The following is a 26,638-nucleotide window of genomic DNA, read 5'->3' as shown; positions in this document are numbered from 1 at the left end:
CAAGCATGGCTTTTCATTCCATCAGCGGTCGCAGCGTGGCTTACCGGCTGCTCGGCTCGGTAGTGAATCCACTTATCGTGCTGGCGCACCCGCTGGGCATGACTCAGGCGGTATGGGACGACGTGATTCCCGCACTGCTTCCCCGCTATCGCGTACTGACTTGGGATCTTCCCGGCCACGGTGCCAGTCAAGCGGTGGGCGGCGAGCGCATCACTCCTGCTGATCTGGCAGCAGAGGTCTTGGCATTAGTGGAACGGGCGGGTGCTGAGCGCTTTCACTTCGCCGGTACCTCCATTGGCGGTGTCGTCGGCCAGCAGTTGATTGCCGCGCATAGCGAACGCTTGCTCTCTGCCACGCTGACCAATACCGGCGCGGTGATCGGCACCCCGGATCTCTGGAACACTCGCGCAGGCCGCGTGCGTCAGGAAGGTTTGGCGGCCATGGCTGAAGAGATCGTACCGCGCTGGTTTGCCCCCAAGGCCTTTGAGGCAAGCCCGGCGCTAAAAGCGGGATGGTGCGTGCAAATGGGCCGTGGCGATGATGAGTCCTACGCTCAGCTGTGTGAAATGCTTGGCCGCGATACCTTTACCGGCAAACTTTCCGGTAAGAGTGTCCCTCATAAGGTCAGGGTGCAGCTGTTCGGCGGCAGTGAAGATATGGCCACGCCGCCTGCCACGCTGGAATCTCTGGCAGCGGAAATCGATGATGCACCGCTGGAGATTTTTGACGGCATCGGCCACGTGCCTGCGGTAGAAGCCCCGGCGCTGTTCGCGCAAAAGCTCCTCGCCGTGCTGGCAACGGACCTGGGCGATGTGGCTAACCACGGCGTGGCATATGCCACTGGTCTTGAGACCCGCAAGCAGGTACTGGGCGAGGATCACGTGGCGCGCTCGACCGCCAACGCCAACAGTCTGGATGCACCCTTCCAGCAGATGATTACCCGCCTGGCCTGGGGTGAGCTGTGGAGCAATGACGACTTAACTCGGCGTGAGCGCAGCATGATCACCACCGGTATTCTCGCCGCGCTTGGCCGTGAAGAGCTAACGCTGCACTTAAAAACCGCCAAGCGTATTGGCCTTACTGAAGTCGAGTTGCGCCAGGTGCTGATGCACGTTGCTATTTACGGTGGCGTTCCGGCGGCCAATCACGCCTTTGCCCTTGCCAAAGAGTTGGGTTGGGGTGAGTAGCAAGTCAAAATAATGGATGAGAGGTAAGGGTGATGACCCACGATAACAAACGCTTTGTAGCCCGTGATCGCAACTGGCATCCGCCTGCCTTTGCGCCGGGCTATAAAACCTCGGTAGCGCGCTCGCCCCAGCAAGCGCTGGTGAGCATGCAGCAGCCGACTGTCTCTGAATTGACCGGCCCGGATTTTAGCCACCTGCGCATGGGGCCCCACGACAACGACCTGCTAATGAATTTCCGCCAAGATCCGAGTCAGGGACATTCTCAAGGTCTGCCCCAGGGCGAACGGATCATTATGTTCGGCCGCGTCGTCGACCAGTTCGGTAAGCCCGTGCCGCACACGCTGGTAGAGATGTGGCAAGCGAATGCTGGTGGCCGCTACCGCCACAAAAATGATAGCTATCTGGCGCCGCTAGATCCTAACTTTGGTGGTGTGGGGCGCTGCCTGACCGATGACCAAGGTGTTTATCGTTTCCGTACGATCAAGCCCGGCCCTTACCCGTGGCCGAATGACATGAACAGCTGGCGGCCCGCGCATATCCACGTTTCAGTGACTGGGCCCTCCATCTCCTCCCGGTTAATCACCCAAATGTACTTTGAAGGTGACCCGCTGATTCCGCTATGCCCGATCGTGCATACGCTGAAAGACCCTGAAGCCGTTGAAACCATGATCGGCCGGTTGGATATGGCCAACAGCAAACCGATGGACTGCTTGGCCTATCGGTTTGACATCGTGGTACGCGGCGAGCTGCAAACCTACTTTGAAAACCAATAAGGGCGAGGGGACATCATGAAACAGCCTTCTATTCAGCCCAACAGCCAGCCGACCAGTGAGCTAATGCTGCGTGAAACCGCCTCGCAAACTGCTGGCCCCTACGTGCACATTGGTCTGGCGCTTGCCGCGGCAGGCAACCCGGTGCGCGATGAAGAGATCTGGAACGAGATGGCCAAGCCCGACGCCGAGGGTGAACCTATCGAAGTGGTCGGAACGGTCATCGATGGCAACGGCGACTTAGTACGCGATGCCTTTCTAGAAGCATGGCAGGCCGATGCCAACGGTGACTATCAGGCCGATTACGATCTCAACAAGCCGTTCAATAGCTTCGGACGCACCGCGACGACGTTTGATCACGGCAGCGAGTGGTCGCTGACGACCATCAAGCCTGGCGCGGTGAAGCACCCCAGTGGCCAACCAATGGCGCCGCATATCAACCTGACGCTGTTTGCCCGTGGGGTGAATATCCACTTACAAACGCGGCTCTACTTCGATGATGAAGCGGAAGCGAACGCCCAGTGCCCGGTGCTCACACGTATCGAATCACCGGCACGCCGCCAAACGCTGATCGCCAAGCGTGAAGAGGTGGATGGTCAGGTGCGTTATCGCTTGGATATTCGCCTGCAGGGCGAGGGTGAGACGGTATTTTTTGATTTTTGATCTAGGCAGAGTTTTTAATACAGCTATAAAGGCAGCCAATTGGCTGCCTTTATAGTATGTCGATAGCGATAGTTACTTCTATTTCCTAAACTAAGCCACGCAGCTTTGTTGTAAATCCATCGCGGCTTTGTAGATGTCGTTGGCAGAGCCGCCAATGTCCTCCAAGTAGTCATCAATGGTTTGCTGCAGCACCGGGCCCCATTCAGGGTCTTCCAGCGCGTCTTCAATGACGACAATCTCATGCCCGGCCTCGACGGCTTCTTCACGCCCTTGGCGTATCATCTCGTCGTAAACCTCCGCCGCGCGAAGCGACCACTCTAAGCCGCTGTGGTCATCAATCACCTGCTGCAAATCGGCTGGCAAACTGTCGTAGCTGCGCTGGCTCATGGTAGCGAACAGCGAAAGGTCATACAGGGGGACTTCAGTATGGTGCTGCGCCAGTTCGTTTAGCCGGAAGGTCTTCATGCCTTCCCAGTTGAAGCTGAGGCCGTCGACGACACCACGCTGCATGGAGGTAAACACATCCGGCGCTGGCATGCCCACCGCTTGGGCGCCTAGGCGTTCGAACATATCACCCACCACGGGCGTAGGGCGGCGTAGGCGAAGCCCCTCAAGATCAGCCGGGGTTTCAATCAGCTGATTCTTGGTATGTAGGTAACCTGGGCCGGTGGTAAACAAGAACAGCGGGCGTGTATCGGCGTACTCCTGCTCAAAATGCCCTTGATCGTAAAGCGACTGGAGAATGCAGGCCCCTTGGCGGGCACTTGCTGACACCCCCGGCAGCTCGACGACTTGTGTGAGTGGAAAGCGGCCCGCTGTATAACCTTGGGCAGAGGCGCCAATATCGGCGATACCGCTGACAGCGCTTTCGTAGGTTTGAGCCGATTTCGCTAGTGTCTGGCTGGGGAAAACTTCTACTGTCAGCTGTCCATCTGACGCCTCTTCGACGCTTTCAGCCCAGGTCTGAAACAGCTCACGGTCTATCATAGAGCCACCCGGCCAAACGTGCGCCACCCGAAGCGTGGTACTGGCTTCCACGGCAGGGGCCACGAATGAAACGGCAAACACGCCAAACAGGGTCGCTTTGGCTAGGTGGGTGGGTAATCTTTTCATTGTCGTTATCCTGATAGCTAGTCAACGGGGGTACGTTTTTGTAATTGCGTTTGTGGTTGTTCTTGTGGCTGCTTTTATGATTATTTAAAGATCCAATACAAGGGTTTTGCTCTTGGCTCTGGAGCAGCAGGGTGTGAACTGGTCGTTGGCCGCGTGCTCATCGTCATCCAGGTATAAATCCCGGTGGTCGGGTTCGCCTTCGAGCACACGGGTTAGGCAGGTGCCGCATACTCCCTGCTCGCAGGACACCATGATGTCGATACCATTTTCAGCCAGCACTTGGTAAACCGTTTTGTCGGCAGGCACGGTAAAGGCGGCGCCGCTGCTGGCGATGCGCACCTCGAAACTGCCGTCGTCTTCGCTGGCTGTTTCCGCGCCTGCAAAGTACTCGGTGTGCAGTTGGTCGGCTGGCCAGCCACACTGTTTGCCTGTCGATAGGACGGCGTTAATAAATCCGCTAGGGCCGCAGACGTAGACCTGTGCATCAGCCTCCGGCTCACTAAGCAGTTTTTCCAGGTCGAGGGTTGGGGAGGCGTTGTCGTCGTCCAGGTAAAAGTGAGCTCTATCGGCAAAGCTTGATGTGTTGATACGTTCTCGAAAAGCCATGCGCTCGGCGGAGCGCGCACAGTAGTGCAGCTCGAAATCCGCATCGGTGCGCGCTAATCGCTCCGCCATACACAGCAGCGGAGTGATGCCAATCCCGCCTGCCAGCAGGTAAGTGCGCTTTGCTGGTTTAAGCGGGAAGTGATTTTTGGGGGCGCTGATGAGTAGCAGGTTGCCCACTTTAATTTCATCGTGCATGGCGATGGAGCCTCCTCTGGAGGCCTCATCACGCAACACGCCGATCAAATAGCGATCCCGCTCTTCAGAGTGGTTGCACAGCGAGTATTGCCGGATTACCCCCTCTTTCACCTGCACATCAATGTGGGCGCCGGCGCTAAAGGGGGGAAGCGGACGGCCATGAGGATCAGCAAGCTCAAAGGTGGCGATGCCAAGTGCCTCCTCATGGCGCGCTTTGACTTCAACGACGAGCGATAGAGCAGGGTGGCTCATGCTGGCGTCTCCTTCGCTTGTGTTGCCTGCTCCTCTGCCAGCTCTTCTGTCAGAATGCGGTCAATGATACGGCGCGCCTGAACGCCGCCGCCGTCGATATTGAGCTTCAGCAGTTGGCGGTCGGGGTAGCGAAGTAGGTTGCGCTGCTGTGCCTCGAGCATCTCAAGATCTTCTTCGAAGATCTTGCCCTGGCCCTCGCGGATCTTGTCGGTGAGCGCCTGATCTTCTGGCTTGAAGTTGCGGGCCATGCCCCAGAAGTACCAGATAGAGGTGTCGCTCTCAGGAGTGATAAAGTCGACTACTATACTTGAGGCTCTGACATCTGCCGGTGCGTTTGCTCCACCATTGCCTGCGTGGGCGACGCCGACTTCGATTAAGACATGGCTGGGGGGGGTAAAGCGGCAAATTTGCCAGCGGTCGACGGGCACGTCATCAGCGAGCCCGTTACCCCTTAGAGCGGCCTGCCAGAAAGGCGGCGCGGGTATATTCTCCATCTCGCGGCTGGTGATTACTTCGCTGCCATTAACCGTCGTTTCCGGTGCGGCTTCCTCTATCTCCGGCTGGCCGATGCTGGAGGCGTGAACATAGGTCTCATGGGTAAGATCCATAAGGTTGTCGATCATCAGCCGATATTCACACTGAATATGGTAGAGACCGCCGCCATACGCCCAGTCCGGGTTGTTGGCCCATTGCAGCTCGGGGATTAAATCGGCGTCAGCTTTCTCGGGATCGCCGGGCCAGATCCAGATAAAGCCGTGGCGTTCTTCAACGGGGTAGGCACGATTGCTTGGAAAGCCTCGAACCCGCTGGCCGGGCATGCTGTCGCATTTGCCGCTGCAGTTCATTTCAAGGCCATGGTAGCCGCAAACCAGCTTGCCATCACGCACAAATCCCAGGGAAAGCGGGGCGCCACGGTGAGGGCAAAAATCCTCGACTGCGGCCACGCGGTTTTCGTCACCACGGAAGAAAACTAGTTGCTTATTGCAAATAGTTCGCCCAAGCGGTTTCTCTGTAAGCTCTTCTGGGGTGCAGGCGACGTACCAAGTATTTAAAGGAAAGGGGGCTTGTTGAGTCACGGTAAACTCCTTTTTGGTTTAGTGTTGTAATTATGCTTATTGGATCCAAAGTAAAGACTGGGAAGGTTTTTGCAGTCAACCTATACTTTCGTAGAGCTCGCCAATGAAGAGCAACACAGTGTTGATATGAGAGAAAAAATAAATGAGTAGCAACGATAAAAGTGTCGTCAGTCGGCTGCGTAAATTAATCAGTGAGGAGGCTTATTCACCTGGGGAGCGCCTTGGTGAAGTCGCAGTTGCGGAGCAGCTGGGTGTTTCGAGAACACCTGTAAGGCTTGCTTTTCGCACGTTGGAGCAGGAGGGGTTGCTACAGCAGGCGGGCAAGCGCGGGTTCATGGTGCGGGAATTTACCCAGGTAGATGTGCACTGTGCGGTTGAGGTTCGCGGGGTATTGGAAGGGCTGGCCGCTCGGCGGCTGGCTGAGCAAGGCCTACCACCCGAGGTCGATAAGAAATTGAATTTTTGGATCCAAAAAGGAAAGATGCTAATCGCCAAAGGATACCTTTTGGAATCAGATATTAATCAATGGAGTGAACTTAATGCACATTTTCACAGTATTATCATTGACTCTATCGGCAGCGGCGTTGTAGCAGATGCCATTGCAAGAAATAATCACCTTCCCTTTGCTGCCGCCGATTCAATCATTATTGATGACGATGACTTAGAGCGTGAATTTAAAAAATTGCAGTTAGCTCAGTTTCATCATGAGCTTATATTTCAGTCACTTAAGAGGGGGGAGGGGGCCAGGGCCGAAATGCTGATGCGTGAGCATGCGCTGATTGGGCTGCGGTACCCTGAGCTGCTGGCCGATTCTGAATAAAAACACCTGATAATTTAGTTATAGAGTGTAATTAAACCAAAGTATTAATTATATAAAATCATTTTTATTCAAAGAGTTACTAAATTCAAAAGATGCATGGCCTCCATTGTAATTGACAGATGGAGGTTTTTTTTGCAGCTTTGGTACGTAGTGCGGATCAGAGTTCGCATTGAGAACAACTACAACTACAACTACAACTAACCACTACGACCAAAAGCAGAGACAAACAATGAAAATTAACCACTTTGTTGCATGCGCCCTTCTCGCTCCTTGTGCGCTTGCTGCCCAGGCCCATGCGTTTGATGTTGTAGAAGCCGGACAACCTGTCGTTACCGGTGAGCCAAGCCGTGTAGGCCCACCATGGAATCATCGATCAACGATTAACATTCCAGGCACCAAAACAGATATTGCCTTTGGCGGATACGTTAAGCTCGATGCGTTTTACGATTTCGACTATGACCTTGGAACATCAACTGATCCTTACGCCGTTATGAACCCAGGCAATAGAACCGATGGTCGAACTAGCTTTACGGCCTATGAGTCCCGCCTGAATTTCCGTACCCACACAGCCACTGACTATGGGCGTTTAACCACTTATTTCGAAGGGCATTTTGTTCCTGACGGTAAGTTCGGGCTACGCCATGCGTATGGCGAGCTGAACGGTTTTCTCGCCGGGCAAACGTGGTCAAATTTTATGAGCTTCGTGGGCGGAACACGCACCCTGGCACTAGGGGATCCCAAGGGCTATGCCTTCGAGCGGCAGGCCCAGTTGCGCTACACGCAGCCTGTTGGCGAAGGTAGCTTCTCGGTTGCATTGGAAAACCCCACGACGGTTATTGCTCGCGATGATGCTTCAGTAGCCGATGGGGAGAGTCAGCTTCCAGATTTGACGCTACGCTACGAATATAAGCGTTTATTTGCGCTATCGGGGATAGCGCGTCAACTTTCGACTAATAACATCACCAATACCATTGATGACGAGGTCACTGGTTACGGGGTGCAGGCGCAGTTTAATTTGCCATTTAATGCCTCAACCAGCTTGCGAGGCAGTGCCACATACGGTGAGGGTATCGGTAACTACATGGGTAATCCTGGCAACGTAGGTCACCGTAACGCACCTGACGTCTATGTGACGGGTAATAATCTTGAAGCTATTGAAACCCAGGCATTTGGTCTCTCACTTAATCACCATTGGACGGATAGCTGGTTCAGCTCTGTGGGCGTTTCACGCCTTGAGCAAGACCTACCCGCAGGCTATGGCGAACATTTCGAAACGCTCGACTATGGGTTTGCCAATGTGATTTGGGATGTTACCGAGCGCATGGCGATAGGTCTTGAGTACCAGCATGCGGATATTGAGCAGGTGAATGGGGTCTCCAATGATGCGAGTCGCCTTCAAGCGAGTGCCACCTTCCAGTTCTAACGATCTGCGCTTTGGAGTGAGGTGACTGTGTAAGTGCTTTAGCGTTGTTTCGATCACGTTTTAGGCTGGCGCTTTGCCAGCCTTTTTTTGGTCACGTATGGAAGAGAGTACTTCCTCAAACGTGCACAGAAGAGTGTAGATTGAAGGCGTGAACGAGCGGTTTATTCGGCTGAGTGCTCAAGCAGAATGGCCATGCCTTGACCGCCGCCAATGCAAGCTGCTGCTATGCCATAGCGCAGGCCATCACGCTTGAGTTGTCGGGCCAAAGACATTGCTAGCCGCAAGCCCGTTGCGGCCAATGGGTGACCGATGGCGATAGCGCCGCCATGAACGTTGAGCTTAGTTAGGTCGAGATCCAACTCGCGGGCGACGGCGAGCACCTGCGCCCCTTGAGCCTCATTGATTTCTATTCGGTCGATATCATCGAGCGTGAGGCCGCTACTCTCCAGCAGCAGCCGAATGGCGGGGGCAGGCCCGATACCCATGATCTCGGGCGCTACGCCAACCACAGCCGTGGCGCATAGGCGCGCAAGAGATGATCTGGCCGCGTGCGAACCTGCCATTACCAGCGCCGCTGCAGCGCCGTCGACAACGGCGGCGCTGTTGCCTGCCGTTTGGAGGCCCCCATCGTATACCGGCGATAATTGACTCAACACCTGCCGAGGCGAAGGCCGAATATGGGTATCTTGGTCTATGCGGATGATTTTACGCGGTAGCTGAATGCGCCTATCGCTATAGCCGGCGAGGGCGAAGGTTTCGTTTTCAATCGCAATGATATCCGCAGAGAGGACACCGTGTGCTTGGGCTCCTACCGCTAGGGAGAAGCTGCGCTCGGCGTAGGCATCTACCTGCTCGCGAGTGATGCCGTAGCGCTGTGCTAAGGTTTCGGCGGTCTGAATCATCGATACATTGGGTGCCGGATCCATTAGCGCCTCCCACAGGAAGTCTTTGAAGGCCACCGGTGCGCCAAGCCCGAATCCGCCGCGATGCGTGTAGGCTGCAATCGGATTGCGGGACATGGATTCCGTGCCGACGCACAGCACGCATTTGGCTTGTCCTAGCGCAATCTGTTCTGCTGCTTGCTTTAACAGTTCAAAGCCGGTGCCGCAGACGCGCTGCGCGTGCAGCGCAGGCACCTGCTGGGGTACGCCGGCGTACAGCCCAATATGACGAGGGAGTAAATAGGCATCGAAACTCGCTTGGGCCACAGAACCAGCGATCACTGAATCAACGTCTGCCGGTGCCACACCGCTCACGTTGAGCACTTCCTTGGCGACCTTGATGCCCAGGTCAGTGGGCGAGATCGCACCCAGCGCACCGTTCAGGTCGGTGAACGGTGTGCGTACAGCGGCAACTAAATGGGTGTCCTCAAATGCCATGTAGTGCCCGCGTGTCATAGTTATTCTCCTCAAATAGCGTAGCGAGCGGCATAGGGCTGCCCATGCGCTCTAGTGGTGATGGCTGCCGTATTGATGTTAAAAAAGTCCCGCTATTAAGACACTGAGTTAGTCGAGGGGAGGATGGTGCGTGGATCCTGGGGTGGCTCAGCGTATAGGCATGCCACGAGATCCGAGTAGCGTTCGCGCACAAGCCGTTGGTTCACCGAGCCTTTGTCGGTCAATTCGCCACGGTCAACGGAGAGCGGTTGGTTGAGCAGTAGCAGGCGCTCTAGCCGCATGGAGCTTGATTGGCCGCGGCAGTGGGTTGCCAGGCGCTGGGCGAACCACTGATGCAGGTTGGCGTCTGTGGACAGAGCGTCGAGAGGGGGACCCACTTTGCCAAGTTGCTGCTCACAGGCGGGAAGGTTCAACACGACGATGCCCGTCAGGTAGTCGCGCCCTTCGCCGACCACCACGATGTCCTGTACCAGCGGGGCGAAGTGTTCCACAAGGTGTAGGCGCAGGGTGCCCACATTGACCCAGGTGCCGGTCACCAGTTTGAAGTTCTCGCTTAGTCGGCCGTCAAAGATTAACCCACGCTCGGGGCGGTCGGGGTCAATTAGGCGCATAGCATCCCCGGTACAGTAGTAACCTTCGTGGTCAAACGCCTCACTGGTTCGCTGTGTATCGCGCCAGTAACCTGGTGTGATGTTGAGGCCCTTAAGGCGCGCCTCCCACTTATCGTCCGTCGCCACTAGCTTCAGCTTCATGCCTGGCACGGGCTTTCCGATCAAGCCCGGTATGTCGCTGGGCTCTTCGGTGCAAAAAGCTAGGCATGCTTCGGTGGATCCAAGCCCCGTCAACATGGGAACGGCGGCTCCGCACGTCTGCTTACCTAACGCTTCGAGAGCGGTGCGCACATGGGCGGGTAGCACGGCGCCTCCGAAGTGCAGCATTTTCAGATCGCGGAAAAAGGCCTCGCGCAGGGAGTCATCGGTGCGCAGGTGCTCGACCAGCGCTTCGAACCCCTTGGGGACATTGCAGTAAAACGTGGGCGAAACTTCGCGCAAGTTCTCGATGGTTCGCTGAACCCCCTGCGCGGTGGGGTTTCCATCGTCAATATATAGCGACCCTCCGTTGTGTATTGCCATCCCCAAAATCGTATTGCCGCCGAATGTGTGGTGCCAGGGCAGCCAGTCGACTAACACCGGGGTGTGCTGCTCTAGAAAGCTCAGTCGTCTCGCTAGCATGGCTTGATTGCTACACAGCATACGGTGGGTATTGATCACCGCTTTGGGCATGCCCGTCGACCCTGAGGTAAACAGTAGTTTGGCGATAGTGTCAGGCGTTACGCGGGCGTGGGCACTCTCCACCGCGACAGTCGCTGGCGTCCCGGCGAGGGAATCAAAGGTCAGGGCTCGCAGAGTTGGCACCTTGGCTACACAGGTGACGCCATCATCGCAAACGGCCGTCAGTGCCCGTTTAAAGCGTGCCTCCTCATCGACAAATAGCATCCCCGGGGTCACCAGTTCCACCACATGCCGCAGCTTAACGAAATCTTCTGATAGCAGGGCGTAAGAGGGCGACACCGGCACATAAGGAATACCCACATGCATGGCGGCACAGGCAAGCAGAGCATGTTCGATGCTATTTCCCGACAGCACCATCAGCGGTCGCTCTGTCGACAGACCATGATCAATCAGTGCTTGTGCCAGGCGGATCACTTGTGGCATTGCTTCACCAAAGGTTAGCGTTCGCCACCTGTGCTGGCCCTTTTCGCGCTCGGCCAAAAAGGTATTCAGGGGTTTTTTGTTTGCCCAATGGGCAAGGCGCTGGGTAATGCTGTGTGGATAAGAGGGGACATCGCCTCCGTTTAGTCGGAACTCTTGTAAGGTGTCAGTCAGCGGAGGGGGGAGGGACATGAATAGCTCCATAGCAAAAAATCTTGGATTTGTTGTGTGCTGTCATCTTGGAGAATATAGTTATAGTTGTTAACTAGATGATTGGCTAGGATGCTGATTTAAGACCATAGTTGTAATTATTTAAATGAGACAGGAATTAACGCATGGCCATATCTAAAAAGAGCACGTCTGTTCAGCAAGTGGAGCCCGATGAAAAAGAGCCGACTTCTGTCGCCGGTCTGGTGCTTGAAAATCGCCTTGGTTACGCCTTGCGAAGAGCACAGCTGGCTGTTTTTAAACATTTTAATGAGGCCATGCAGGAGCATGAGATACGCCCTGCCCAGTTCTCTTCGCTCGTGGTGATTGAGGGCTATCCGGGTATTACTCAAACCAATTTAGCTAAAATATTGGACATTGATCCGCCTAGAATCGTTAGCCTAATTAATAATCTAGAGGAAAGAGGGCTGGCTTTGCGGGTGCGATGTAAGCGAGATAAGCGCTCCCATGGGATTTTTCTTAGCAAAAAAGGTGAAGCCTTAACCGAACAGCTAAAACAGCTGGCTGAGCAGAGCGATATCAATGCAACACAAACACTTAGTGAGATTGAGCGGCGCCAGCTGCTATCTCTATTAGTGAAAATATACGCAGCAGAAACCAGCGAGGAATAAAACTTTAGGCGTATTTTTGTCGGCAACGCTTGCATGCTTTCTCAAAGAGAATTACTTATATTAAGTAACTAGTTTGGTTGTGACGGTCTCGCGATGTATAGCGCAAGGTTGGTTTCAGCCATACAGCGAATTCCAAAAACAAGAGACTAAACGATGAGCAGCTTAGCGACGGCACCGACCATCGGCACTACATTGATGCGCCGTAGCCTTGAGATACCCTGTAGGGTTGCCGCGATAAGCGGCGGATTATTGATCGCAGCACTCGCTATCATCACGGTTATCAGTATTGTTGGCCGGTGGGTAGCCAGCGCGCCAGTATTAAGCGATATGGCGATGCTAGCATGGGTGAGCCCCATCACTGGCGATTATGAGCTGGTGGAAATGGGCACTGCCATTGCCGTTTTTCTGTTTTTACCTTACTGCCATCTTCGCGGCGGGCATGTCACGGTGGATCTACTGGTCATGCACGCGCCGGCCATGGTTCAACGCCTGCTCGCCGTTGTCGCCGAAACGCTTTTTTTGGTGGTCGCTGGGTTAATCACCTGGCGCCTCTATCACGGCTTGCTTGATAAACATCGCTATATGGAAACCAGCATGCTGCTGGATATACCGCTCTGGTGGGGGTATGTCGGCGGCCTGGTGGGTTTCGCGCTGTTGACGCTTGTCTGCCTGTATCGCACCTGCGATGCGTTTACTTACGATCCGCAACAGCCAGATTCTAAACAAAATAGTCCGACTCAAAGCAGCTCGGCTCAAGTTCAAGAAAGCTCCACCCAAGGAGACCTGTGATGACACCACTCACTTTGGGCGCTGGCGGCTTTGTGGTTCTGCTATTCATGATGGCGACGCGTATTCCCATCGGCTTGGCCATGCTGGTTGTTGGTGCCGTAGGGATGGTGCTGATTACTGGCCCGATGGGCATTTTAAATGGCTTAAAGACGCTCCCTTACGAACACTTCTCTAGCCATACGCTATCCATCATTCCGCTTTTCCTGCTCATGGGGCAGTTTGCGGCGAGAGCGGGTCTCTCCCGAGCCATGTTTCAGGCGGCCAACGACTGGTTGGGTCACCGTCGCGGTGGGCTGGCGATGTCCACGATTGGCGCCTGTGGTGCTTTTGGGGCCATTTGCGGATCTTCGCTGGCGACCGCCGCGACCATGACCCAAGTAGCGCTACCTGAAATGGAGCGTCAAGGGTATCGCGGCAGCCTGGCAACCGGTGCCTTGGCTGCAGGCGGCACCCTGGGTATTTTGATTCCCCCCTCTGTGGTGCTGGTTATCTATGCCATCCTCGCCGAACAGAACATTAACGAAATGTTTGCCGCCGCCTTGGTGCCGGGCTTGTTAGCGGTAATTAGTTACATGTTGGCTATCTCGCTTTACGTGCGATTTTTTCCTGACAGTGCGCCGAGTAAGGCAAAAGCATCTCGCGGCGAGCGTTGGCGCTCACTGCTGGAGGTATGGCCAGGCGCAGCGATCTTTATCGTCGTGATTGGAGGCATCTATTCCGGCATTTTTACCCCTACCGAAGCGGCCGCCGTCGGTGCGGTTGCCACCGGTGCTCTGGCAATAACAAAAGGCGGGCTGCGTTGGAACGGCCTGCGGGACTGTGTACTTGAGACCGCGGTGACCTCGGCAATGATCTTCTTCATTGTACTGGGCGCCAGTGTCTTCAATAGCTTTCTTGCCCTGACCCAGCTTCCGCAAATGACTGCCGGTTGGATAGTGGGGCTCGAGATCAGCCCCTGGGTGGTTCTGGCCGGCATTCTGTTCTGCTACTTAGTGCTTGGCTGCTTTATGGACAGCCTCTCGATGATCCTGCTCACCGTGCCCATCTTCCTGCCTATCGTCACGGGGATGGACTTCGGCATGCCCGCAACGGATGTGGCGATATGGTTCGGCATCTTAGCGCTGGTGGTCGTCGAGGTTGGCATGATCACCCCGCCGGTGGGGCTGAACATTTTCATTATCCACTCCATGGCGCCGCGCATTCCCTTAACGGAGACCTTTAAAGGCATCCTGCCTTTTTTAGCGGCCGATCTTATTCGCATTATTTTGCTGGTGCTTTTCCCCGCCATCTCGCTTGGCTTCGTTTACTTAATCAATTGACCAAGGGGGTTGGACATGTCCCAAGACGCGAGCCAGCGAAGGTTAACGCCCACCTTGATGGCGAGGAGATAGCTAATCGAAAAGTTCAGCGCTGAACAGATTGTTAAACAGTCGTTTTTGATAAGTAACGTTATAAATCGTTTGATAACACCCAAGGAGTAAGAGATGAGTAACTACCAAGATCGCTGGCAAACCGTGAAAGTTAACGTCGAAGAGGGTATTGCATGGGTGACGTTGAACCGCCCTGAAAAGCGCAACGCCATGAGCCCGACGCTCAACCGTGAAATGATCGATGTGCTGGAAACCATCGAGCTGGATCAAGAGGCTCACGTACTGGTGTTGACCGGCGAGGGTGAATCCTTTTCAGCCGGTATGGATCTTAAAGAGTACTTCCGCGAGATCGACGCCAGCCCTGAGATTGTTCAGGTCAAAGTGCGCCGCGATGCCTCTACCTGGCAGTGGAAGCTACTGCGCCACTATGCCAAGCCCACCATCGCCATGGTCAATGGCTGGTGCTTTGGCGGGGCCTTCTCGCCGCTGGTGGCCTGCGATTTGGCGATTGCCGCTGATGAGTCGGTATTCGGCCTTTCCGAAATCAACTGGGGTATTCCTCCCGGCAACCTGGTGAGCAAAGCCATGGCGGATACCGTGGGCCACCGTGAAGCGCTCTATTACATCATGACCGGGGAAACCTTTACCGGCCCCCAGGCAGCTAAAATGGGGCTGGTTAACAGAAGTGTGCCATTAACTGAATTACGCGAAGCCACCCGCGAGCTGGCCGCTACGTTGCGTGATAAGAACCCCGTTGTGCTGCGTGCCGCCAAGATCGGCTTCAAAATGTGCCGCGAACTGACCTGGGAGCAGAACGAGGAGTACCTCTACGCCAAGCTCGATCAGGCGCAGCAGCTTGACCCTGAGCAGGGCCGGGCGCAGGGGCTCAAACAGTTCCTCGATGACAAGAGCATCAAACCAGGGCTGGAGAGTTACCAGCGATAAGCGCTGCCTAACAAAAATCGCCAATCTTTGAACGAGAGTCAGTCATGGATATTAATCTGTTAATCGGCAGTGAGCGCTGTGCCGCTCATCAAGACGCGACCTTTACTCGGGCCAACCCTCTTACCGGTGATGTCGTCACCCAGGCTGCGGCGGCATCCGCTGACGATGCGGTCCGGGCGGTTGAGGCGGCTGAGAAAGCGTTTCCCGCCTGGTCAGCGACGGGCCCTGGCGAAAAGCGCGCCAAGCTGCTCAAGGCGGCAGAGATGATGGAGGCGCGCCAGACCGATTTTATCGAACGCATGGTGGACGAAACCGGCGCTACGCCAGGTTGGGCAGGCTTTAACGTCATGGTCGCCGCTAGCATCCTACGCGAGGCGGCGTCGCTGACTACGCAGGTAGGCGGGGAGGTCATACCCTCCAACGTGCCTGGAAGTTTGGCGATGGGCGTGCGGGTACCCTGCGGCGTGGTGGTGGGGATTGCGCCCTGGAACGCCCCTATTATTCTGGGTACGCGTGCTATTGCGACGCCGCTGGCGTGTGGCAACACGGTGATTCTTAAGGCCTCTGAACAGTGTCCCGCGACGCATCACCTAATTGGGGAGGTACTGATCGAGGCGGGCCTGGGCGATGGCATCGTTAATGTGGTGACCAATGCGCCGCCACAGGCCGCCGAGGTCGTCGAGGCGTTGATTGAGCATCAAGCCGTGCGGCGTATCAACTTCACTGGCTCCACGCAGGTGGGGCGCATTATTGCCGAAAAAGCGGCGCGCCATCTTAAGCCGGTCTTGCTGGAACTGGGCGGAAAGGCGCCTTTTGTAGTGCTTGAAGATGCCGACCTGGATGCTGCCGTTGAGGCCGCTGCCTTTGGTGCCTTCTTCAATCAGGGCCAGATCTGTATGTCCACCGAGCGGCTAATCGTGGTGGATGCAGTCGCTGATGCCTTCGTCGAAAAACTGGCTCGCAAAGCGGAAACGCTGCGCGCTGGCGATCCCCGAGGTGAAGGTAACGTGCTGGGTACGCTGATCAACCGCGAATCGGGGGAGAAACTCAACGCCCTGTTGGACGACGCTCAACAGCATGGCGCTCGTTTAGCCTGTGGCGGTAAGGCCGAAGGCGTGATTATGCAGCCCACCGTGGTCGATGGGGTTACCAAGTCTATGCGCCTCTATGGCGAAGAGTCGTTTGGCCCGGTAGTCGCGATGATGCGCGTCAAGGATGAAGAGGAAGCCCTGCGCGTGGCGAATGATAGCGAATATGGTCTTTCGGCTGCTGTGTTCAGCCGCGACACTGCCCGGGCGATGCAGTTTGCTCAACGCATTGAGTCGGGTATTTGCCACATCAACGCCCCCACCGTCCACGATGAGCCGCAGATGCCCTTTGGCGGCGTTAAATCGAGCGGCTATGGGCGCTTTGGCGGTAAGGCCGGGATTGAGGAGTTCACTGATCTGCGCTGGATGACCATGCAACTTGGCCCGCGCCATTACCCTATTTAAATAAGCGCAAGCAATATGTCTTGCAAGAAAGCGACGAAAATAAAGGAGTTCATTACAATGACAATAAAACCCACATTCGCCAGCCTCGCGTTGTTAAGCGGCATACTCCTCAGCGCTAGTGGCTACGCCCAAGACCCTGTGACCCTGCGCTTGCACCACTTTGCTGCTCCTGCCACGCCAGTCCAGACCGAGTATCTGGAACCTTGGGCTAAGCGTATAGAAGAGCAGTCCGAGGGGGCTATCAAGGTGGAAATATTCCCTGCCATGCAACTGGGGGGTTCAGCCCCATCGCTCTATGATCAGGCCAAGGACGGGGTGGTGGATATTGCCTGGACGTTGCTCAGCTATACGCCTAATCGCTTCCCGGAGTCCGAGGCATTCGACCAGCCCTTCCTGCCCACAACGGGAGAGGCGACCAGTATGGCCGCTCATGAATTTGCGACAACGCACATGCAAGACGCCTTCGAGGGCGTTTATCCCATCGCCGTGTTTGCGCATACACCGGGCAAGATCCATACCAGAGATGTATCTATAGAGAGTGCTGATGATCTAAAAGGATTAGCCATGCGCGCACCCTCGAAAACCATGAATCGCTATCTGGGGCTTCTGGGTGCTCAAGCGGTGGGCATGCCGATGCCACAAATTCCTGAAGCAATTTCGCGCGGGGTGATCGACGGCCTGACCCTGCCCTTTGAAAGCGCGGCGGCATTGGGCGTGCTGGATGTTGCTCAGAACCACACCTTTTTCGAGGGCGAACAGGGGTTATACACGGCGATGATGGTGCTGGGCTTAAACCAAGCTAGCTATGATGCACTTTCGCCGGAACTAAAACAGGTAATTGACGATAATGCCGGGCTTCAAGAAGCGCAGCGTATCGGTCAGGTCATGGATCAAGCGGAAGAGAAGGCGATTGAAGCTATTGAAGCGAGTGGTGAGGGTGAAATGTTCTACATCGCTCAAGACGCACAGGCGCCCTGGCAAGCGGCTGCCGAGACGGCCACGGCTCAATGGATTGACGACATGGGTAACCGAGGCTTTGATGGTCAACTGCTCTATGATGAGGCGACCCGATTGGTAGAGAAGTATACCGAGCAGACAATGTAGCCAGTATTTGCTCTTGTCAGTAAGCCGTCTTCGCATTTTCGAAGGCGGCTTTTTGCTTACTGGTTAGCATTTATAATGCTGATAAATATGGCACTTGGCGCAGTATAGACCAATGTCGATTACCCCTATTGGGCATAGTGAATTATGGTTGAGGAAATAAGCGAACTAGTATTCGCTATACGAACACATAATAATCCAAAAAAATCCTGGAGGCTTCCATGAAAATTTCCCTATCTCGGTGTGTGTTGGCAGCAGCGATTGCTGGCCTTGCCGTTAGTTCGGCGCAGGCAGAGACCACGCTGCGGATGGCTCACTTTTGGCCTGGCCCTTCAGGCGTGAACCAAGATGTTTTACAGGCGTGGGCCGATACCATTGAAGAAGAATCCAATGGCGATCTGACGGTTCAAATGTTTCCCGCCGGTACCTTAGCCAAACCGGATTCCATTTATGAAGCCGCTGCCAACGGTATTGCCGATATTGGCGCCACGGCACAGGGTTATACGGCTGGCCGTTTCCCTCTCTCCCAAATCGTTGAACTACCTGGGATAGCGAGCACGGCAACGCAAGGTGCTTGCGTACTACAGACGCTCTACGACGATGGCCATTTGGATAGCGAATACGAAGATACCCGCCCGCTGTTTATGTTTACCACCGGCCCTGGTGGAATTCATACCATCGATACTGACGTGCAAACACCTGCCGATCTGGAAGGGATGCGTATCCGTCGTCCCACTGCTGTGGCAGGTGAAATGCTGGAAAACATGGGCGCGATCCCGGTAGGTATGCCAGCACCGGATATCTATACCTCCATGCAGCGCGGTGTTATTGAAGGCCTGAGCTTCCCTTGGGAAGGCCTAAAAGGGTTCCGCATTAACGAACTCGTCAATTACCACACCGAAGTGCCGTTCTACACGCTGATCTTCGTTGCGACGATGAACCAGCGCACCTATGACGGCCTATCCCCAGAGCAGCAGGCGGTGATCGATAATAACTCAGGCATGAAATGGGCTGAAAACGCCGGTGCGGTGTTTGATCGGCTTGATGTGGAAGGCAAGCAAGAGGCAGTCGATGCTGGCCATACCATTCGCGAAATTGAAAACCCGCTAGACCATCCTGACTGGCAAGAGCCGCTCGAAACCGGTATTGAAAACTACCTCACACAGCTCGAAGAGCGCGGTTTGGATCAGGCTCGAGATGTATATCAAGCAGCACTGGCCGCCAGTGAGTCTTGTGGTACCCAATAGGGGTAAGGTTTTATGAAGTCTACTCTCTATAGGGCCAGCCACTGGCTGGCCCTCATTTGTCGTTTGGTGGCGGGTGTCGCCCTGATCGGGCTATTGGCGGTGACCATTGCCGATGTCAGTACGCGTTATCTATCGCGTGTAACGGAAGGTGCGATTGCGCTGCGCGTTTCTGGCAGCGTAGAGCTGGTCAGCTATTTGATGCTGTTTGCGCTATTGGCCGCCATGGCCGCTAATGTGGAGAAAAGCCAAGTGGTGGTAGAGGCGTTCTCTCACGGTTTGCCGCAAGCGATAAAAAATCGCCTGCAAGGGCTCTTTTTCCTCGGCTTTATGGCGCTGGGGTTGATTTTATTTGTGGGCTTGCTGGATTCGGCCGCAGCAGCCAGTCGGCACGGTGAGATAACTCAAGACCTGCGGCTGCCCTTGGGGCCGATTTATCAGTTGGCAGCGGTGCTCAGCTTACTACTGGGAATACGTAGTTTTATTCACGCCTTGCTCGGCGTTATTTATGCAGTGGGTGAGGAGGCATCGCATGGGGAGTGAAGCAATTGGCGCCATCGGGCTAGGGCTTTTATTGGTATTGATGATTCTGCGTGTGCCAGTTGCCCTCACGATGTTGATCGTGGGAGTGGTGGGCTTTGCGCAAATCATTAGCTGGGACGCGGCCGTTGCGCAGTTAAAAACGGTACCGGTAGAAGTACTCTCCAACTACAGTTTCAGCGCCGTGCCCATGTTTATCTTGATGGGCGTACTGGCAGCCCATTCGGGGATGGCCGGTAAGCTGTTTGATTCAACCCGTATTATTTGCGGGGGCTGGAAGGGCGGCCTGGCAATTGCGGCCGTGGGCTCTTGCGGCATCTTCTCCGCTATCTCCGGCTCTTCGTTAGCGACGGCGAGTACCATGACCCGGGTAGCGTTGCCGGAGATGGAGCGCTATGGCTATAACCGTGGTTTAGCCACCGGCGCACTGGCCGCAGGCGGCACGCTGGGCATTATGATTCCGCCCAGTATTGCGCTACTTATCTACGCCATCCTTACCGAACAGTCCGTGGGCGATATGTTCATGGCGGGGCTGATTCCCGGCCTGCTGGGGCTGGTGATGTATTCATTGACTATTACGGTAGTAATGTACTTACGTCCCTCCCTGGCAGTAGCGGGCGAACCCACGGCCTGGAAAGAGAAGCTGCTCTCGCTGACCGGCTTAGTGCCCTTCTTTGGGGTTTTCCTGGTGATGATTTTAGGTATCTATTTTGGTGCCTTTACACCGACGGAAGGGGCTAGTGTAGGGGCATTCGCCACGCTACTTTACGCTCTGGTGAAAGGCATGCGTGGTGCGCAGCTATGGCACAGCGTACAAGAGACGCTGGCGCTTTCCGCGGTGGTGTTCTTTATGCTGGTCGGGGCTGAAACGCTGGGTTACTTCATCTCGGTATCGCGCATTTCATTTTCCATCACTGACCTGCTCTACGGCATGGATCTCACGCCGATTGTCGTGGTGTTGTGCATTCTGGCGCTCTACTTTGTGCTGGGCATGTTTATGGACTCCATCGCGATGCTGGTGATCACCGTACCGGTGGTGTACCCGATCATTCAGGCGATGGGCATTGATCCAGTCTGGTTCGGTATTCTGACCGTACTGACCGTTGAGCTGGGGCTAATGACCCCGCCGGTGGGAATGAACGTGTTTGTGATTAAAGCGATGGCACCGCACGTTGGCCTGGGAGAGATTTTTAAAGGAGTAACGCCCTTTGTGGTGTCTGACTTACTACGTTTAACCCTTCTCATACTCTTTCCCGTGCTCTCCACTTTTTTCTTGCTCTAAACGTTATGAATGCTCTTGCGACTGACGAACCCGAAAGTCGCGAGGGGAAAACGTTGTATTACGTTTAAAAAAGCGCGTGAAGTAAGCCGGTTCAGAGAAGCCTAAGCTGTCAGAGACTTGGCCAATGGTCATATTGGTATAGGTGAGCTGGCGCTTGGCTTCCAGCAGCAGGCGTTCATGTAGCAACTGAAGAGCGCTACGCCCGGCCAACTGACGGCATAACATATTCAAGTGTGCACTACTCACCCCTACCTGTTCGGCTAACCGTTCAATACTCGGCTGCTCGCGATAGTGCGTTTCAATCAGCGCTTGATAGTGCTCTAAATGCTGCAGCCCTTTGTTGCTTTGGCGAGGGCAGTAGCGCTTTGCCGTGCTGCCGGTATAAGCACAAAGGCGCGATAGCTCGACCACCAAGGCTTGAATAAGTGCTTCGAGTAGGCTGTTCCGTCCGGGAGCCGGTTGGCGATACTCCTGGTCGATCTGAGTTACCAGGGTGGCAATGCGCTCAGCCCGGTTGGCCTGTAGCAGCGGGTAGAAGTCGGCTTTTTTTAGCGTACTGTTTTCACCTATTAGCCCATGTAAATGGTCGGCCAGCGGTTTGGCCAGGGTAATAATGTACCCCTGCACATTGGGTGAAAAGATAAAGCCATGAATAGTCATCGCGGGCACAACGATAGCGCTGGCGCTCTGAAGCTGGTGGCTCGTTCCCTCCAGCTCTAACTCAACGCTACCTTGAGCAATAAACAGAATATGCACTAGATCGGCGTGGCGATGCGGGCGGATGCGCCAGTCATGTAACTGGCTGCGTTCGGCGATAGATTCGCAGTGGAGCAAGTCGGGCGTGGGCCAATGCTGCGTCTCGCCATAGAGCTTAAATACCGGAACGGACGTTGTCGACGAGGCTGGCATCGCCTATATCTCCTATACGACTAAGGTTGAGTGATAAGCCGCTAAATGTCCAATAATTGATCTAGATCATGCCTTATTATGCGGCGTGTTTCATTGAAAAATACAAGTCATAAGTTTTGGATAATGACAATGATGAGGCATCCCCTATGAAAACACAGGTCGCGATTATTGGTGCTGGTCCTTCTGGCCTACTGCTGGGGCAGCTACTGCATCGTCAAGGCATTGATAATGTGATTGTTGAGCGGCGTAGCGGTGAGTATGTATTGGGCCGTATCCGTGCCGGCGTGCTTGAGCAGGGTATGGTGGACTTGCTGCGCGAAGCGGGTGTTGACCAGCGTATGGATGAAGAGGGCTTGCCCCATGACGGTTTTGAGCTTGTTTTCGACAACCGTCGCGTGCGAGTCGCACTGGACGAGCTAACCGGCGGCAGCAAAGTCATGGTATATGGCCAAACCGAGGTAACGCGGGATCTAATGGAGGCGCGCGAAGCCGCTGGTGCAACCACGCTTTATGAAGCGGAAAACGTCCAGCCCCACGACCTGGAGAGTGACAGCCCCTATCTCACCTTTGAACACAATGGTGAAGCGGTCAGGCTCGACTGCGACTACATCGCCGGGTGTGATGGCTATCATGGCGTCTCCCGCCAGGCGATTCCTCAAGACCGCATCAAAGAGTTTGAAAAGGTTTACCCGTTTGGCTGGCTGGGCATGCTCTCGGATACGCCCCCGGTCTCTGACGAGCTGATTTACGCAAGCCACGAGCGTGGTTTCAGTCTCTGCAGTATGCGTTCCGCTACTCGCAGCCGTTACTACCTCCAAGTACCGCTAGACGAGAAAGTTGAGAACTGGTCCGACGAACGTTTTTGGGAAGAACTCAAGCGCCGCCTGCCTGACGAGGTGGCCGCAAAGCTTGTCACTGGGCCTTCAATCGAGAAGAGTATCGCGCCGCTACGCAGTTTTGTCGTCGAACCGATGCAGTACGGGCGACTGTTTCTAGTCGGCGATGCGGCGCATATCGTGCCGCCCACCGGCGCTAAAGGGCTTAACCTAGCCGCCAGCGATGTGAATACGCTCTACCGTTTGATGATGAAGGTTTATCAGGAAGGCCGCACGGATTTGATCGAGCGCTACTCGCAAACGTGTCTGAAGCGTATCTGGAAAGCCGAGCGGTTCTCTTGGTGGATGACTTCTATGCTGCACAATTTTTCCGACGAAGAGGATTTCAACAGCCGCATGCAGCTGGCCGAGTTGGACTACGTGACTAGCTCTAAAGCAGGGATGACGACCATCGCCGAAAATTATGTCGGCTTGCCCTATGAATCGCTGGAATAGTGACTAACCTTCCCCCATTTATCCTCCCCTTGCCCAGGCCGACGCTTGGGCTTTTTGTTTCACTTACTTGCCGACTAACGCGCTGTCACTCATGCTCTTAATTGAATAAAGTGGCTCTGGGTGTCGGCTAAAATGAAACGTTAGGACGTTTGAAAATGGCAAAGTTTTTCCAGGAATTTCGTGAGTTCGCAGTCAAAGGCAATGTCGTAGATATGGCGGTGGGAATCATTATTGGTGGAGCCTTCACGCTCATTGTAAAAAGCCTAGTGGCGGATGTAATGAATCCGCTAATTGGGCTGCTGGTAGGCGGGGTCGATTTTTCAAATTTGTTTTTGGTGTTGCGCCAAGGCGCGGTGGCTGGGCCTTATGCAACGCTGGCGGATGCCCAAGCGGCAGGGGCGGTAACGCTTAATGTGGGCCTTTTTATCAATGCAGTTGTCAGCTTTACGATTGTCGCGTTTGTGGTGTTCCTGTTGGTGCGCACCATCAACCGATTAAAGCGGGAAGAAGCGGTGGCGCCAGCAAGTCCTACTGAGCAGCCTTGCCCGTATTGTTTAATGGTCGTGCCGATCAAAGCCACACGGTGTGGCCATTGTACTGCGGCCTTACCATCTCAAGCAGTGACTAACGCATCAGTAGAAAAGCGCTCTACAGAACCGCCTGAAACCCCACTCGCCAAGTAATGACCAATAAGCAAAAGGTGCCTGTATAGGCACCTTTTGCGCAGTCTCCTACGCTTGCAGAGTTCTTGATCAGTTATCTTAAGCGCGTTTTTTGAGCGTTTTACCCGTTTTGCCGTCCGGCTTCTGACTATCGCTGGCATCGCTTGGTTGGGGCAGCGAAGGTAGCGACTTGGCCAGCATTTCTACGCTGTGGCGGTAATAAAGCTGACTTTTGTTGTGCTCGCCAAGGCTTGCATAAAGACGGGCAAGTTCAGCACAGACTACCCCACTGGGGCGTTGACGCTGGCTAGCTTCAAAATACTCTTGGGCTTTTTCCCACTGGCCGGTTCGCAACGAGAGACGACCGCATGCCAGTAGCAGCTCAGGGTCGTTGGGTCGCTCCTGTAACCACTTCTCGGCTTTCGCCAGTTGGCGGCCTGCGTCCACATTTAGCAAGCCATAGCGTTTCACCAAGCGTGCGTCCCAGTGGTGGTCCAGCGAGTGGTTGAGCAGTCGCTCGGCAATCGGCTCTTCGTTGGCTTGAATCAGCCCTTCGCTGTAAAGCACGATCAATTCGGTATTGCCACGCAAGTAGTCGGGCATATCTGCCCACAGCCCACGCACCCGCTCAATGTTGGTGGGGTTTTGGGCTTCAAACACGATTAGCTCGCGGTAGGCTTTAAACTCCAACTGCTCGCGTTCTTGCTGCGTGATTAGCTTTTGCGCCGCCAACCGGGGAATTAAGCGCCGCAGGCCTTCCCAGTCGTTAACACTTAAATGCACTTGCTTGAGTAGCTTGAGCACTTGCGGGTGGTTTGAGAGTTTTTTATCCAGGCGGTTAAGAATCGCTAGGGCTTCTTCCGGCTGTTGACGCTCAATCATCATTTGCGCTTGCATCAGGCCAACGGCCGTATCGGCGCCATCGGTGGTGAGCTGCGCTTGGTTGAGATGTTCTTGGGATTTCTCATGATGGCCTTGGTAGTGAGCGGCCAGTGCTGCCGAGAGGTAGTTGACCAGCGGTGTACTGGAATCATCAGCAGCGTTAACCAAGGTTTTTTCGGCTTTTTTCCAACGCCCTTCCGTCAACGCTAACAAGCCACGCTGAGTGCGCTGCATGGCGCGCCGGTTACGCGCACGACTGTTCCAGCTACGAAAGCGCCCCATAGGACGAATAATGCCGCTGAGTAGGCGCAGCACAAAGTGCAGCACGATAAACGCAGCAAACAGCAGCACCAGGCCAAACCAAAACGAGGTTTGGACGGAAGTGTCACCTACACGGATCAGCCAATAGCCGGGCACCGACATCATCAGGTGCCCAAACAGGGCCCCAACGGCAAGCCCGGCGACGATGAGGAGAACGAGCTTTCTCATGCATCACCTCCGCTTTGGTCGCGCGTCTCATGGCGATTTTCAATAAAGCGAGCGAGTTCCTGCTGAGAACCGCTGATATCCGGCAGTTCCGGTTTTACCTGGGCTTGCTGTAGTTCTTGAAGGCGCGTGATAACGCTTTGTGTCTCTTCGCGAGAGGTGTCGTAGTAGTCGTTCAGTAACTGTAGTGCTTGGTCAATGCTCGCCTCGTACAGCTCTGGCTCTTCATTCAGCAGTGCCAGTTGCGACTGTTCCAGCACTAAGCGCAGGCTTTGGCGTAGGTAAGATTCTTGCTCCGGGGTAATCAATGCTTCCAGGGCTTCGTCGTGATGGCGCACCACCACCAAGTCTTTGAGCTCCTCACCGAAGCGCGCCAACTGGCGCTGGAAGGTACCGGTAGGCGGCTCTTCTATACCAGAGGTAACTGCGTGCTCTTCGATTTCTTGTGAGAGACGAAGTTCTGAAATACGCTCTTGCTGAGCATTCAATGCTAAGTAAAGCCCTGTACGGTCAACCTGGGCCACAGCATCAAGCGCTGCTAACTCATTGGCAATCGCTTCGCGTACGGGGGTCAACGCAGGGTTGTCAGCATCGGCCAGGCGGGCATCGGCAGTGCGCAGAAGTGCGGCCGCACCTTCAACATCGCCTTCAAACTGCAGGCGCTGATTGGCTAACCGTAGCAGGTAAGCGGCTTCGGCATGCAGCCATTCGCGCTCGTCGGTGTCCTGCTCTTGAGAGAGCTGATCTAGCACTTGCCCCAAGGTTTCATCGACATTGCTACGGTAACTTTCAAATTCGCTGCGCAAATCACTCAGCGCGCTCTGCAGTGCTTCATCGCGCTCGGCTTCGCCGCTATCCAGGCGTGACTCTAGGTCATTAACCGTTTGCTGCGAGGCGCTGTCTTCAGCCTGCTGCGCTACTTCGTCGAGGCGCTGTTGCTGGTTCTCAAAGCGCTGCCAGCCTTGCCAAGCGACAAACGCCAAGGCAATCGCCAGGATGATTACCAGTGCAAGCGCGAGGCCGCCACTTTTGCCGCCATTGCTTTTACCGCCACCGTTTTTGCCACCACCGCTCTGGTTGGAGCCGCTGCCTTTGTTACCGTTGGGCGGCGTGGTGCCAGCCGATGTTTTGTCACTGGTCGGCTTTGACGATGAGGCGCTTGAAGAGGGCGAGCTAGATGTGGACCCACTTGAAGAAGAAGGGCTTGGTTGAGCTGCGCTCGGTGAAGGTGAAGCCGTGCTGCTGGCACTCTCTTTAGGCTTGCCAGGTTCGCTCGCGCTGCTAGACGTCGTATCGACTGGCTTGGTCGTGCTGGTAGCCGCTGCTGAACTCGCAGTGGGCGAGCCCTTTCCACGACGTCGCGAACGGTTATTTTTCGCACTGTTTTGCGCAGCCGTCGTTGAGCTCGGTGGTGAGGTCGGCGTACTGGGCTCAGGCGCGTCAGTTTTGGAAGCTGCCTTGTCGGTCGTATTAGGGACACCTTGAGAGGCATCGGCGGACGTCGGTTGTACATCGTCCTGATCGTTTACTTGTTTGCTCATCTGTCGCTAG

At 55.0% G+C, this 26,638-nt stretch carries 24 protein-coding genes; 16 read left to right on the top strand and 8 right to left on the bottom strand.

Going from position 1 to position 26,638, the window contains the following annotated elements:
- The first annotated feature begins 5 nt into the window (after positions 1 to 5).
- The 3 genes from ACW44H_RS19040 to pcaG are packed head-to-tail and all read left to right on the top strand — an operon-like array spanning position 6 to position 2,620.
- Complete coding sequence (locus ACW44H_RS19040; RefSeq protein ID WP_457506056.1) at positions 6 to 1,187, top strand: alpha/beta fold hydrolase; 1,182 nt, start codon at positions 6 to 8, stop codon at positions 1,185 to 1,187.
- Between the two features lie 32 nt (positions 1,188 to 1,219).
- Positions 1,220 to 1,960, top strand: a complete 741-nt coding sequence (gene pcaH / locus ACW44H_RS19035; protein ID WP_457506055.1) for a protocatechuate 3,4-dioxygenase subunit beta — start codon at positions 1,220 to 1,222, stop codon at positions 1,958 to 1,960.
- Positions 1,961 to 1,975: 15 nt separating this feature from the next.
- Entirely contained in the window at positions 1,976 to 2,620 is a 645-nt protein-coding gene (gene pcaG / locus ACW44H_RS19030; protein ID WP_457506054.1) for a protocatechuate 3,4-dioxygenase subunit alpha, read from the top strand.
- A gap of 90 nt (positions 2,621 to 2,710) precedes the next feature.
- Here pcaG and ACW44H_RS19025 read toward each other — a convergent pair whose 3' ends face one another.
- The 3 genes from ACW44H_RS19025 to ACW44H_RS19015 all read right to left on the bottom strand — a co-directional run bounded on the left by ACW44H_RS19025 (position 2,711) and on the right by ACW44H_RS19015 (position 5,862).
- Positions 2,711 to 3,733 (bottom strand): TRAP transporter substrate-binding protein, encoded by a 1,023-nt coding sequence (locus tag ACW44H_RS19025; protein ID WP_457506053.1) that lies wholly within the window; start codon positions 3,731 to 3,733, stop codon positions 2,711 to 2,713.
- Positions 3,734 to 3,817: 84 nt separating this feature from the next.
- On the bottom strand, positions 3,818 to 4,786 hold the full coding sequence (locus tag ACW44H_RS19020; RefSeq protein ID WP_457506052.1) for a PDR/VanB family oxidoreductase: 969 nt from the start codon (positions 4,784 to 4,786) through the stop codon (positions 3,818 to 3,820).
- The gene (locus tag ACW44H_RS19015; protein WP_457506051.1) at positions 4,783 to 5,862 is read right to left on the bottom strand and encodes an aromatic ring-hydroxylating dioxygenase subunit alpha; all 1,080 of its coding nucleotides are present in this window, start codon (positions 5,860 to 5,862) and stop codon (positions 4,783 to 4,785) included. Before ACW44H_RS19015 ends, ACW44H_RS19020 begins: the two co-directional genes overlap by 4 nt.
- Positions 5,863 to 6,004: 142 nt before the next feature.
- Between ACW44H_RS19015 and ACW44H_RS19010 the strand changes: the two genes are divergently transcribed.
- Positions 6,005 to 6,682, top strand: coding sequence for a GntR family transcriptional regulator (locus ACW44H_RS19010; RefSeq protein WP_457506050.1), 678 nt, complete (start codon positions 6,005 to 6,007; stop codon positions 6,680 to 6,682).
- A gap of 229 nt (positions 6,683 to 6,911) precedes the next feature.
- The gene (locus ACW44H_RS19005) at positions 6,912 to 8,105 is read left to right on the top strand and encodes a DcaP family trimeric outer membrane transporter (protein WP_457506049.1); all 1,194 of its coding nucleotides are present in this window, start codon (positions 6,912 to 6,914) and stop codon (positions 8,103 to 8,105) included.
- Positions 8,106 to 8,266: 161 nt separating this feature from the next.
- Here ACW44H_RS19005 and ACW44H_RS19000 read toward each other — a convergent pair whose 3' ends face one another.
- Both ACW44H_RS19000 and ACW44H_RS18995 read right to left on the bottom strand, forming a co-directional pair.
- Positions 8,267 to 9,502, bottom strand: a complete 1,236-nt coding sequence (locus ACW44H_RS19000; RefSeq protein WP_457506048.1) for a thiolase family protein — start codon at positions 9,500 to 9,502, stop codon at positions 8,267 to 8,269.
- Positions 9,503 to 9,597: 95 nt separating this feature from the next.
- Positions 9,598 to 11,406, bottom strand: a complete 1,809-nt coding sequence (locus tag ACW44H_RS18995; protein WP_457506047.1) for a feruloyl-CoA synthase — start codon at positions 11,404 to 11,406, stop codon at positions 9,598 to 9,600.
- Positions 11,407 to 11,549: 143 nt separating this feature from the next.
- Between ACW44H_RS18995 and ACW44H_RS18990 the strand changes: the two genes are divergently transcribed.
- From ACW44H_RS18990 to ACW44H_RS18950, 9 genes are all read left to right on the top strand, one after another.
- Complete coding sequence (locus ACW44H_RS18990; protein ID WP_457506046.1) at positions 11,550 to 12,053, top strand: MarR family winged helix-turn-helix transcriptional regulator; 504 nt, start codon at positions 11,550 to 11,552, stop codon at positions 12,051 to 12,053.
- Between the two features lie 153 nt (positions 12,054 to 12,206).
- Positions 12,207 to 12,842, top strand: coding sequence for a TRAP transporter small permease (locus tag ACW44H_RS18985; RefSeq protein WP_457506045.1), 636 nt, complete (start codon positions 12,207 to 12,209; stop codon positions 12,840 to 12,842).
- A complete protein-coding gene (locus ACW44H_RS18980) occupies positions 12,842 to 14,161 on the top strand; it encodes a TRAP transporter large permease (protein WP_457506044.1) in 1,320 nt (439 codons plus the stop codon). Before ACW44H_RS18985 ends, ACW44H_RS18980 begins: the two co-directional genes overlap by 1 nt.
- A gap of 165 nt (positions 14,162 to 14,326) precedes the next feature.
- Positions 14,327 to 15,157 (top strand): p-hydroxycinnamoyl CoA hydratase/lyase, encoded by an 831-nt coding sequence (locus tag ACW44H_RS18975; protein WP_457506043.1) that lies wholly within the window; start codon positions 14,327 to 14,329, stop codon positions 15,155 to 15,157.
- 44 nt (positions 15,158 to 15,201) lie between these two features.
- Positions 15,202 to 16,650: an aldehyde dehydrogenase gene (locus tag ACW44H_RS18970; protein WP_457506042.1), complete on the top strand. Its 1,449-nt coding sequence runs from the start codon at positions 15,202 to 15,204 to the stop codon at positions 16,648 to 16,650.
- A gap of 57 nt (positions 16,651 to 16,707) precedes the next feature.
- Positions 16,708 to 17,754 carry a TRAP transporter substrate-binding protein gene (locus ACW44H_RS18965; protein ID WP_457506041.1) on the top strand — a complete coding sequence of 349 codons (1,047 nt, stop codon included), beginning with the start codon at positions 16,708 to 16,710 and terminating at the stop codon, positions 17,752 to 17,754.
- A gap of 218 nt (positions 17,755 to 17,972) precedes the next feature.
- Positions 17,973 to 18,998, top strand: coding sequence for a TRAP transporter substrate-binding protein (locus ACW44H_RS18960; protein ID WP_457506040.1), 1,026 nt, complete (start codon positions 17,973 to 17,975; stop codon positions 18,996 to 18,998).
- Positions 18,999 to 19,010: 12 nt separating this feature from the next.
- A complete protein-coding gene (locus ACW44H_RS18955; RefSeq protein ID WP_457506039.1) occupies positions 19,011 to 19,538 on the top strand; it encodes a TRAP transporter small permease in 528 nt (175 codons plus the stop codon).
- A complete protein-coding gene (locus tag ACW44H_RS18950) occupies positions 19,528 to 20,817 on the top strand; it encodes a TRAP transporter large permease (RefSeq protein ID WP_457506038.1) in 1,290 nt (429 codons plus the stop codon). Before ACW44H_RS18955 ends, ACW44H_RS18950 begins: the two co-directional genes overlap by 11 nt.
- A gap of 3 nt (positions 20,818 to 20,820) precedes the next feature.
- On the opposite strand, the gene ACW44H_RS18945 is transcribed toward ACW44H_RS18950, so the two are convergent.
- On the bottom strand, positions 20,821 to 21,726 hold the full coding sequence (locus tag ACW44H_RS18945; RefSeq protein ID WP_457506037.1) for a helix-turn-helix domain-containing protein: 906 nt from the start codon (positions 21,724 to 21,726) through the stop codon (positions 20,821 to 20,823).
- A gap of 146 nt (positions 21,727 to 21,872) precedes the next feature.
- Here ACW44H_RS18945 and pobA point away from each other — a divergent pair, with 146 nt between their 5' ends.
- Positions 21,873 to 23,057 carry a 4-hydroxybenzoate 3-monooxygenase gene (pobA, locus tag ACW44H_RS18940; RefSeq protein WP_457506036.1) on the top strand — a complete coding sequence of 395 codons (1,185 nt, stop codon included), beginning with the start codon at positions 21,873 to 21,875 and terminating at the stop codon, positions 23,055 to 23,057.
- A gap of 155 nt (positions 23,058 to 23,212) precedes the next feature.
- Positions 23,213 to 23,740: a large-conductance mechanosensitive channel protein MscL gene (gene mscL / locus ACW44H_RS18935; protein ID WP_457506035.1), complete on the top strand. Its 528-nt coding sequence runs from the start codon at positions 23,213 to 23,215 to the stop codon at positions 23,738 to 23,740.
- Positions 23,741 to 23,818: 78 nt separating this feature from the next.
- On the opposite strand, the gene ACW44H_RS18930 is transcribed toward mscL, so the two are convergent.
- Both ACW44H_RS18930 and ACW44H_RS18925 read right to left on the bottom strand, forming a co-directional pair.
- On the bottom strand, positions 23,819 to 25,090 hold the full coding sequence (locus tag ACW44H_RS18930; RefSeq protein WP_457506034.1) for a heme biosynthesis HemY N-terminal domain-containing protein: 1,272 nt from the start codon (positions 25,088 to 25,090) through the stop codon (positions 23,819 to 23,821).
- The gene (locus tag ACW44H_RS18925) at positions 25,087 to 26,628 is read right to left on the bottom strand and encodes a uroporphyrinogen-III C-methyltransferase (protein ID WP_457506033.1); all 1,542 of its coding nucleotides are present in this window, start codon (positions 26,626 to 26,628) and stop codon (positions 25,087 to 25,089) included. The genes ACW44H_RS18930 and ACW44H_RS18925 overlap by 4 nt, the downstream gene beginning before the upstream one ends.
- Positions 26,629 to 26,638 lie beyond the last annotated feature (10 nt).

Source organism: Vreelandella sulfidaeris Esulfide1, assembly GCF_054072535.1.
This window is presented reverse-complemented; position numbering and strand designations above follow the sequence as displayed.

Bases quoted from the DNA above. Each gene is read 5' to 3' on its own strand.
- ACW44H_RS19040 (WP_457506056.1), top strand. From the start codon at position 6: ATGGCTTTTCATTCCATCAGCGGTCGCAGCGTGGCTTACCGGCTGCTC.
- pcaH (WP_457506055.1), top strand. From the start codon at position 1,220: ATGACCCACGATAACAAACGCTTTGTAGCCCGTGATCGCAACTGGCAT.
- pcaG (WP_457506054.1), top strand. From the start codon at position 1,976: ATGAAACAGCCTTCTATTCAGCCCAACAGCCAGCCGACCAGTGAGCTA.
- ACW44H_RS19025 (WP_457506053.1), bottom strand. From the start codon at position 3,733: ATGAAAAGATTACCCACCCACCTAGCCAAAGCGACCCTGTTTGGCGTG.
- ACW44H_RS19020 (WP_457506052.1), bottom strand. From the start codon at position 4,786: ATGAGCCACCCTGCTCTATCGCTCGTCGTTGAAGTCAAAGCGCGCCAT.
- ACW44H_RS19010 (WP_457506050.1), top strand. From the start codon at position 6,005: ATGAGTAGCAACGATAAAAGTGTCGTCAGTCGGCTGCGTAAATTAATC.
- ACW44H_RS19005 (WP_457506049.1), top strand. From the start codon at position 6,912: ATGAAAATTAACCACTTTGTTGCATGCGCCCTTCTCGCTCCTTGTGCG.
- ACW44H_RS19000 (WP_457506048.1), bottom strand. From the start codon at position 9,502: ATGACACGCGGGCACTACATGGCATTTGAGGACACCCATTTAGTTGCC.
- ACW44H_RS18995 (WP_457506047.1), bottom strand. From the start codon at position 11,406: ATGTCCCTCCCCCCTCCGCTGACTGACACCTTACAAGAGTTCCGACTA.
- ACW44H_RS18990 (WP_457506046.1), top strand. From the start codon at position 11,550: ATGGCCATATCTAAAAAGAGCACGTCTGTTCAGCAAGTGGAGCCCGAT.
- ACW44H_RS18985 (WP_457506045.1), top strand. From the start codon at position 12,207: ATGAGCAGCTTAGCGACGGCACCGACCATCGGCACTACATTGATGCGC.
- ACW44H_RS18980 (WP_457506044.1), top strand. From the start codon at position 12,842: ATGACACCACTCACTTTGGGCGCTGGCGGCTTTGTGGTTCTGCTATTC.
- ACW44H_RS18975 (WP_457506043.1), top strand. From the start codon at position 14,327: ATGAGTAACTACCAAGATCGCTGGCAAACCGTGAAAGTTAACGTCGAA.
- ACW44H_RS18970 (WP_457506042.1), top strand. From the start codon at position 15,202: ATGGATATTAATCTGTTAATCGGCAGTGAGCGCTGTGCCGCTCATCAA.
- ACW44H_RS18965 (WP_457506041.1), top strand. From the start codon at position 16,708: ATGACAATAAAACCCACATTCGCCAGCCTCGCGTTGTTAAGCGGCATA.
- ACW44H_RS18960 (WP_457506040.1), top strand. From the start codon at position 17,973: ATGAAAATTTCCCTATCTCGGTGTGTGTTGGCAGCAGCGATTGCTGGC.
- ACW44H_RS18955 (WP_457506039.1), top strand. From the start codon at position 19,011: ATGAAGTCTACTCTCTATAGGGCCAGCCACTGGCTGGCCCTCATTTGT.
- ACW44H_RS18950 (WP_457506038.1), top strand. From the start codon at position 19,528: ATGGGGAGTGAAGCAATTGGCGCCATCGGGCTAGGGCTTTTATTGGTA.
- ACW44H_RS18945 (WP_457506037.1), bottom strand. From the start codon at position 21,726: ATGCCAGCCTCGTCGACAACGTCCGTTCCGGTATTTAAGCTCTATGGC.
- pobA (WP_457506036.1), top strand. From the start codon at position 21,873: ATGAAAACACAGGTCGCGATTATTGGTGCTGGTCCTTCTGGCCTACTG.
- mscL (WP_457506035.1), top strand. From the start codon at position 23,213: ATGGCAAAGTTTTTCCAGGAATTTCGTGAGTTCGCAGTCAAAGGCAAT.
- ACW44H_RS18930 (WP_457506034.1), bottom strand. From the start codon at position 25,090: ATGAGAAAGCTCGTTCTCCTCATCGTCGCCGGGCTTGCCGTTGGGGCC.
- ACW44H_RS18925 (WP_457506033.1), bottom strand. From the start codon at position 26,628: ATGAGCAAACAAGTAAACGATCAGGACGATGTACAACCGACGTCCGCC.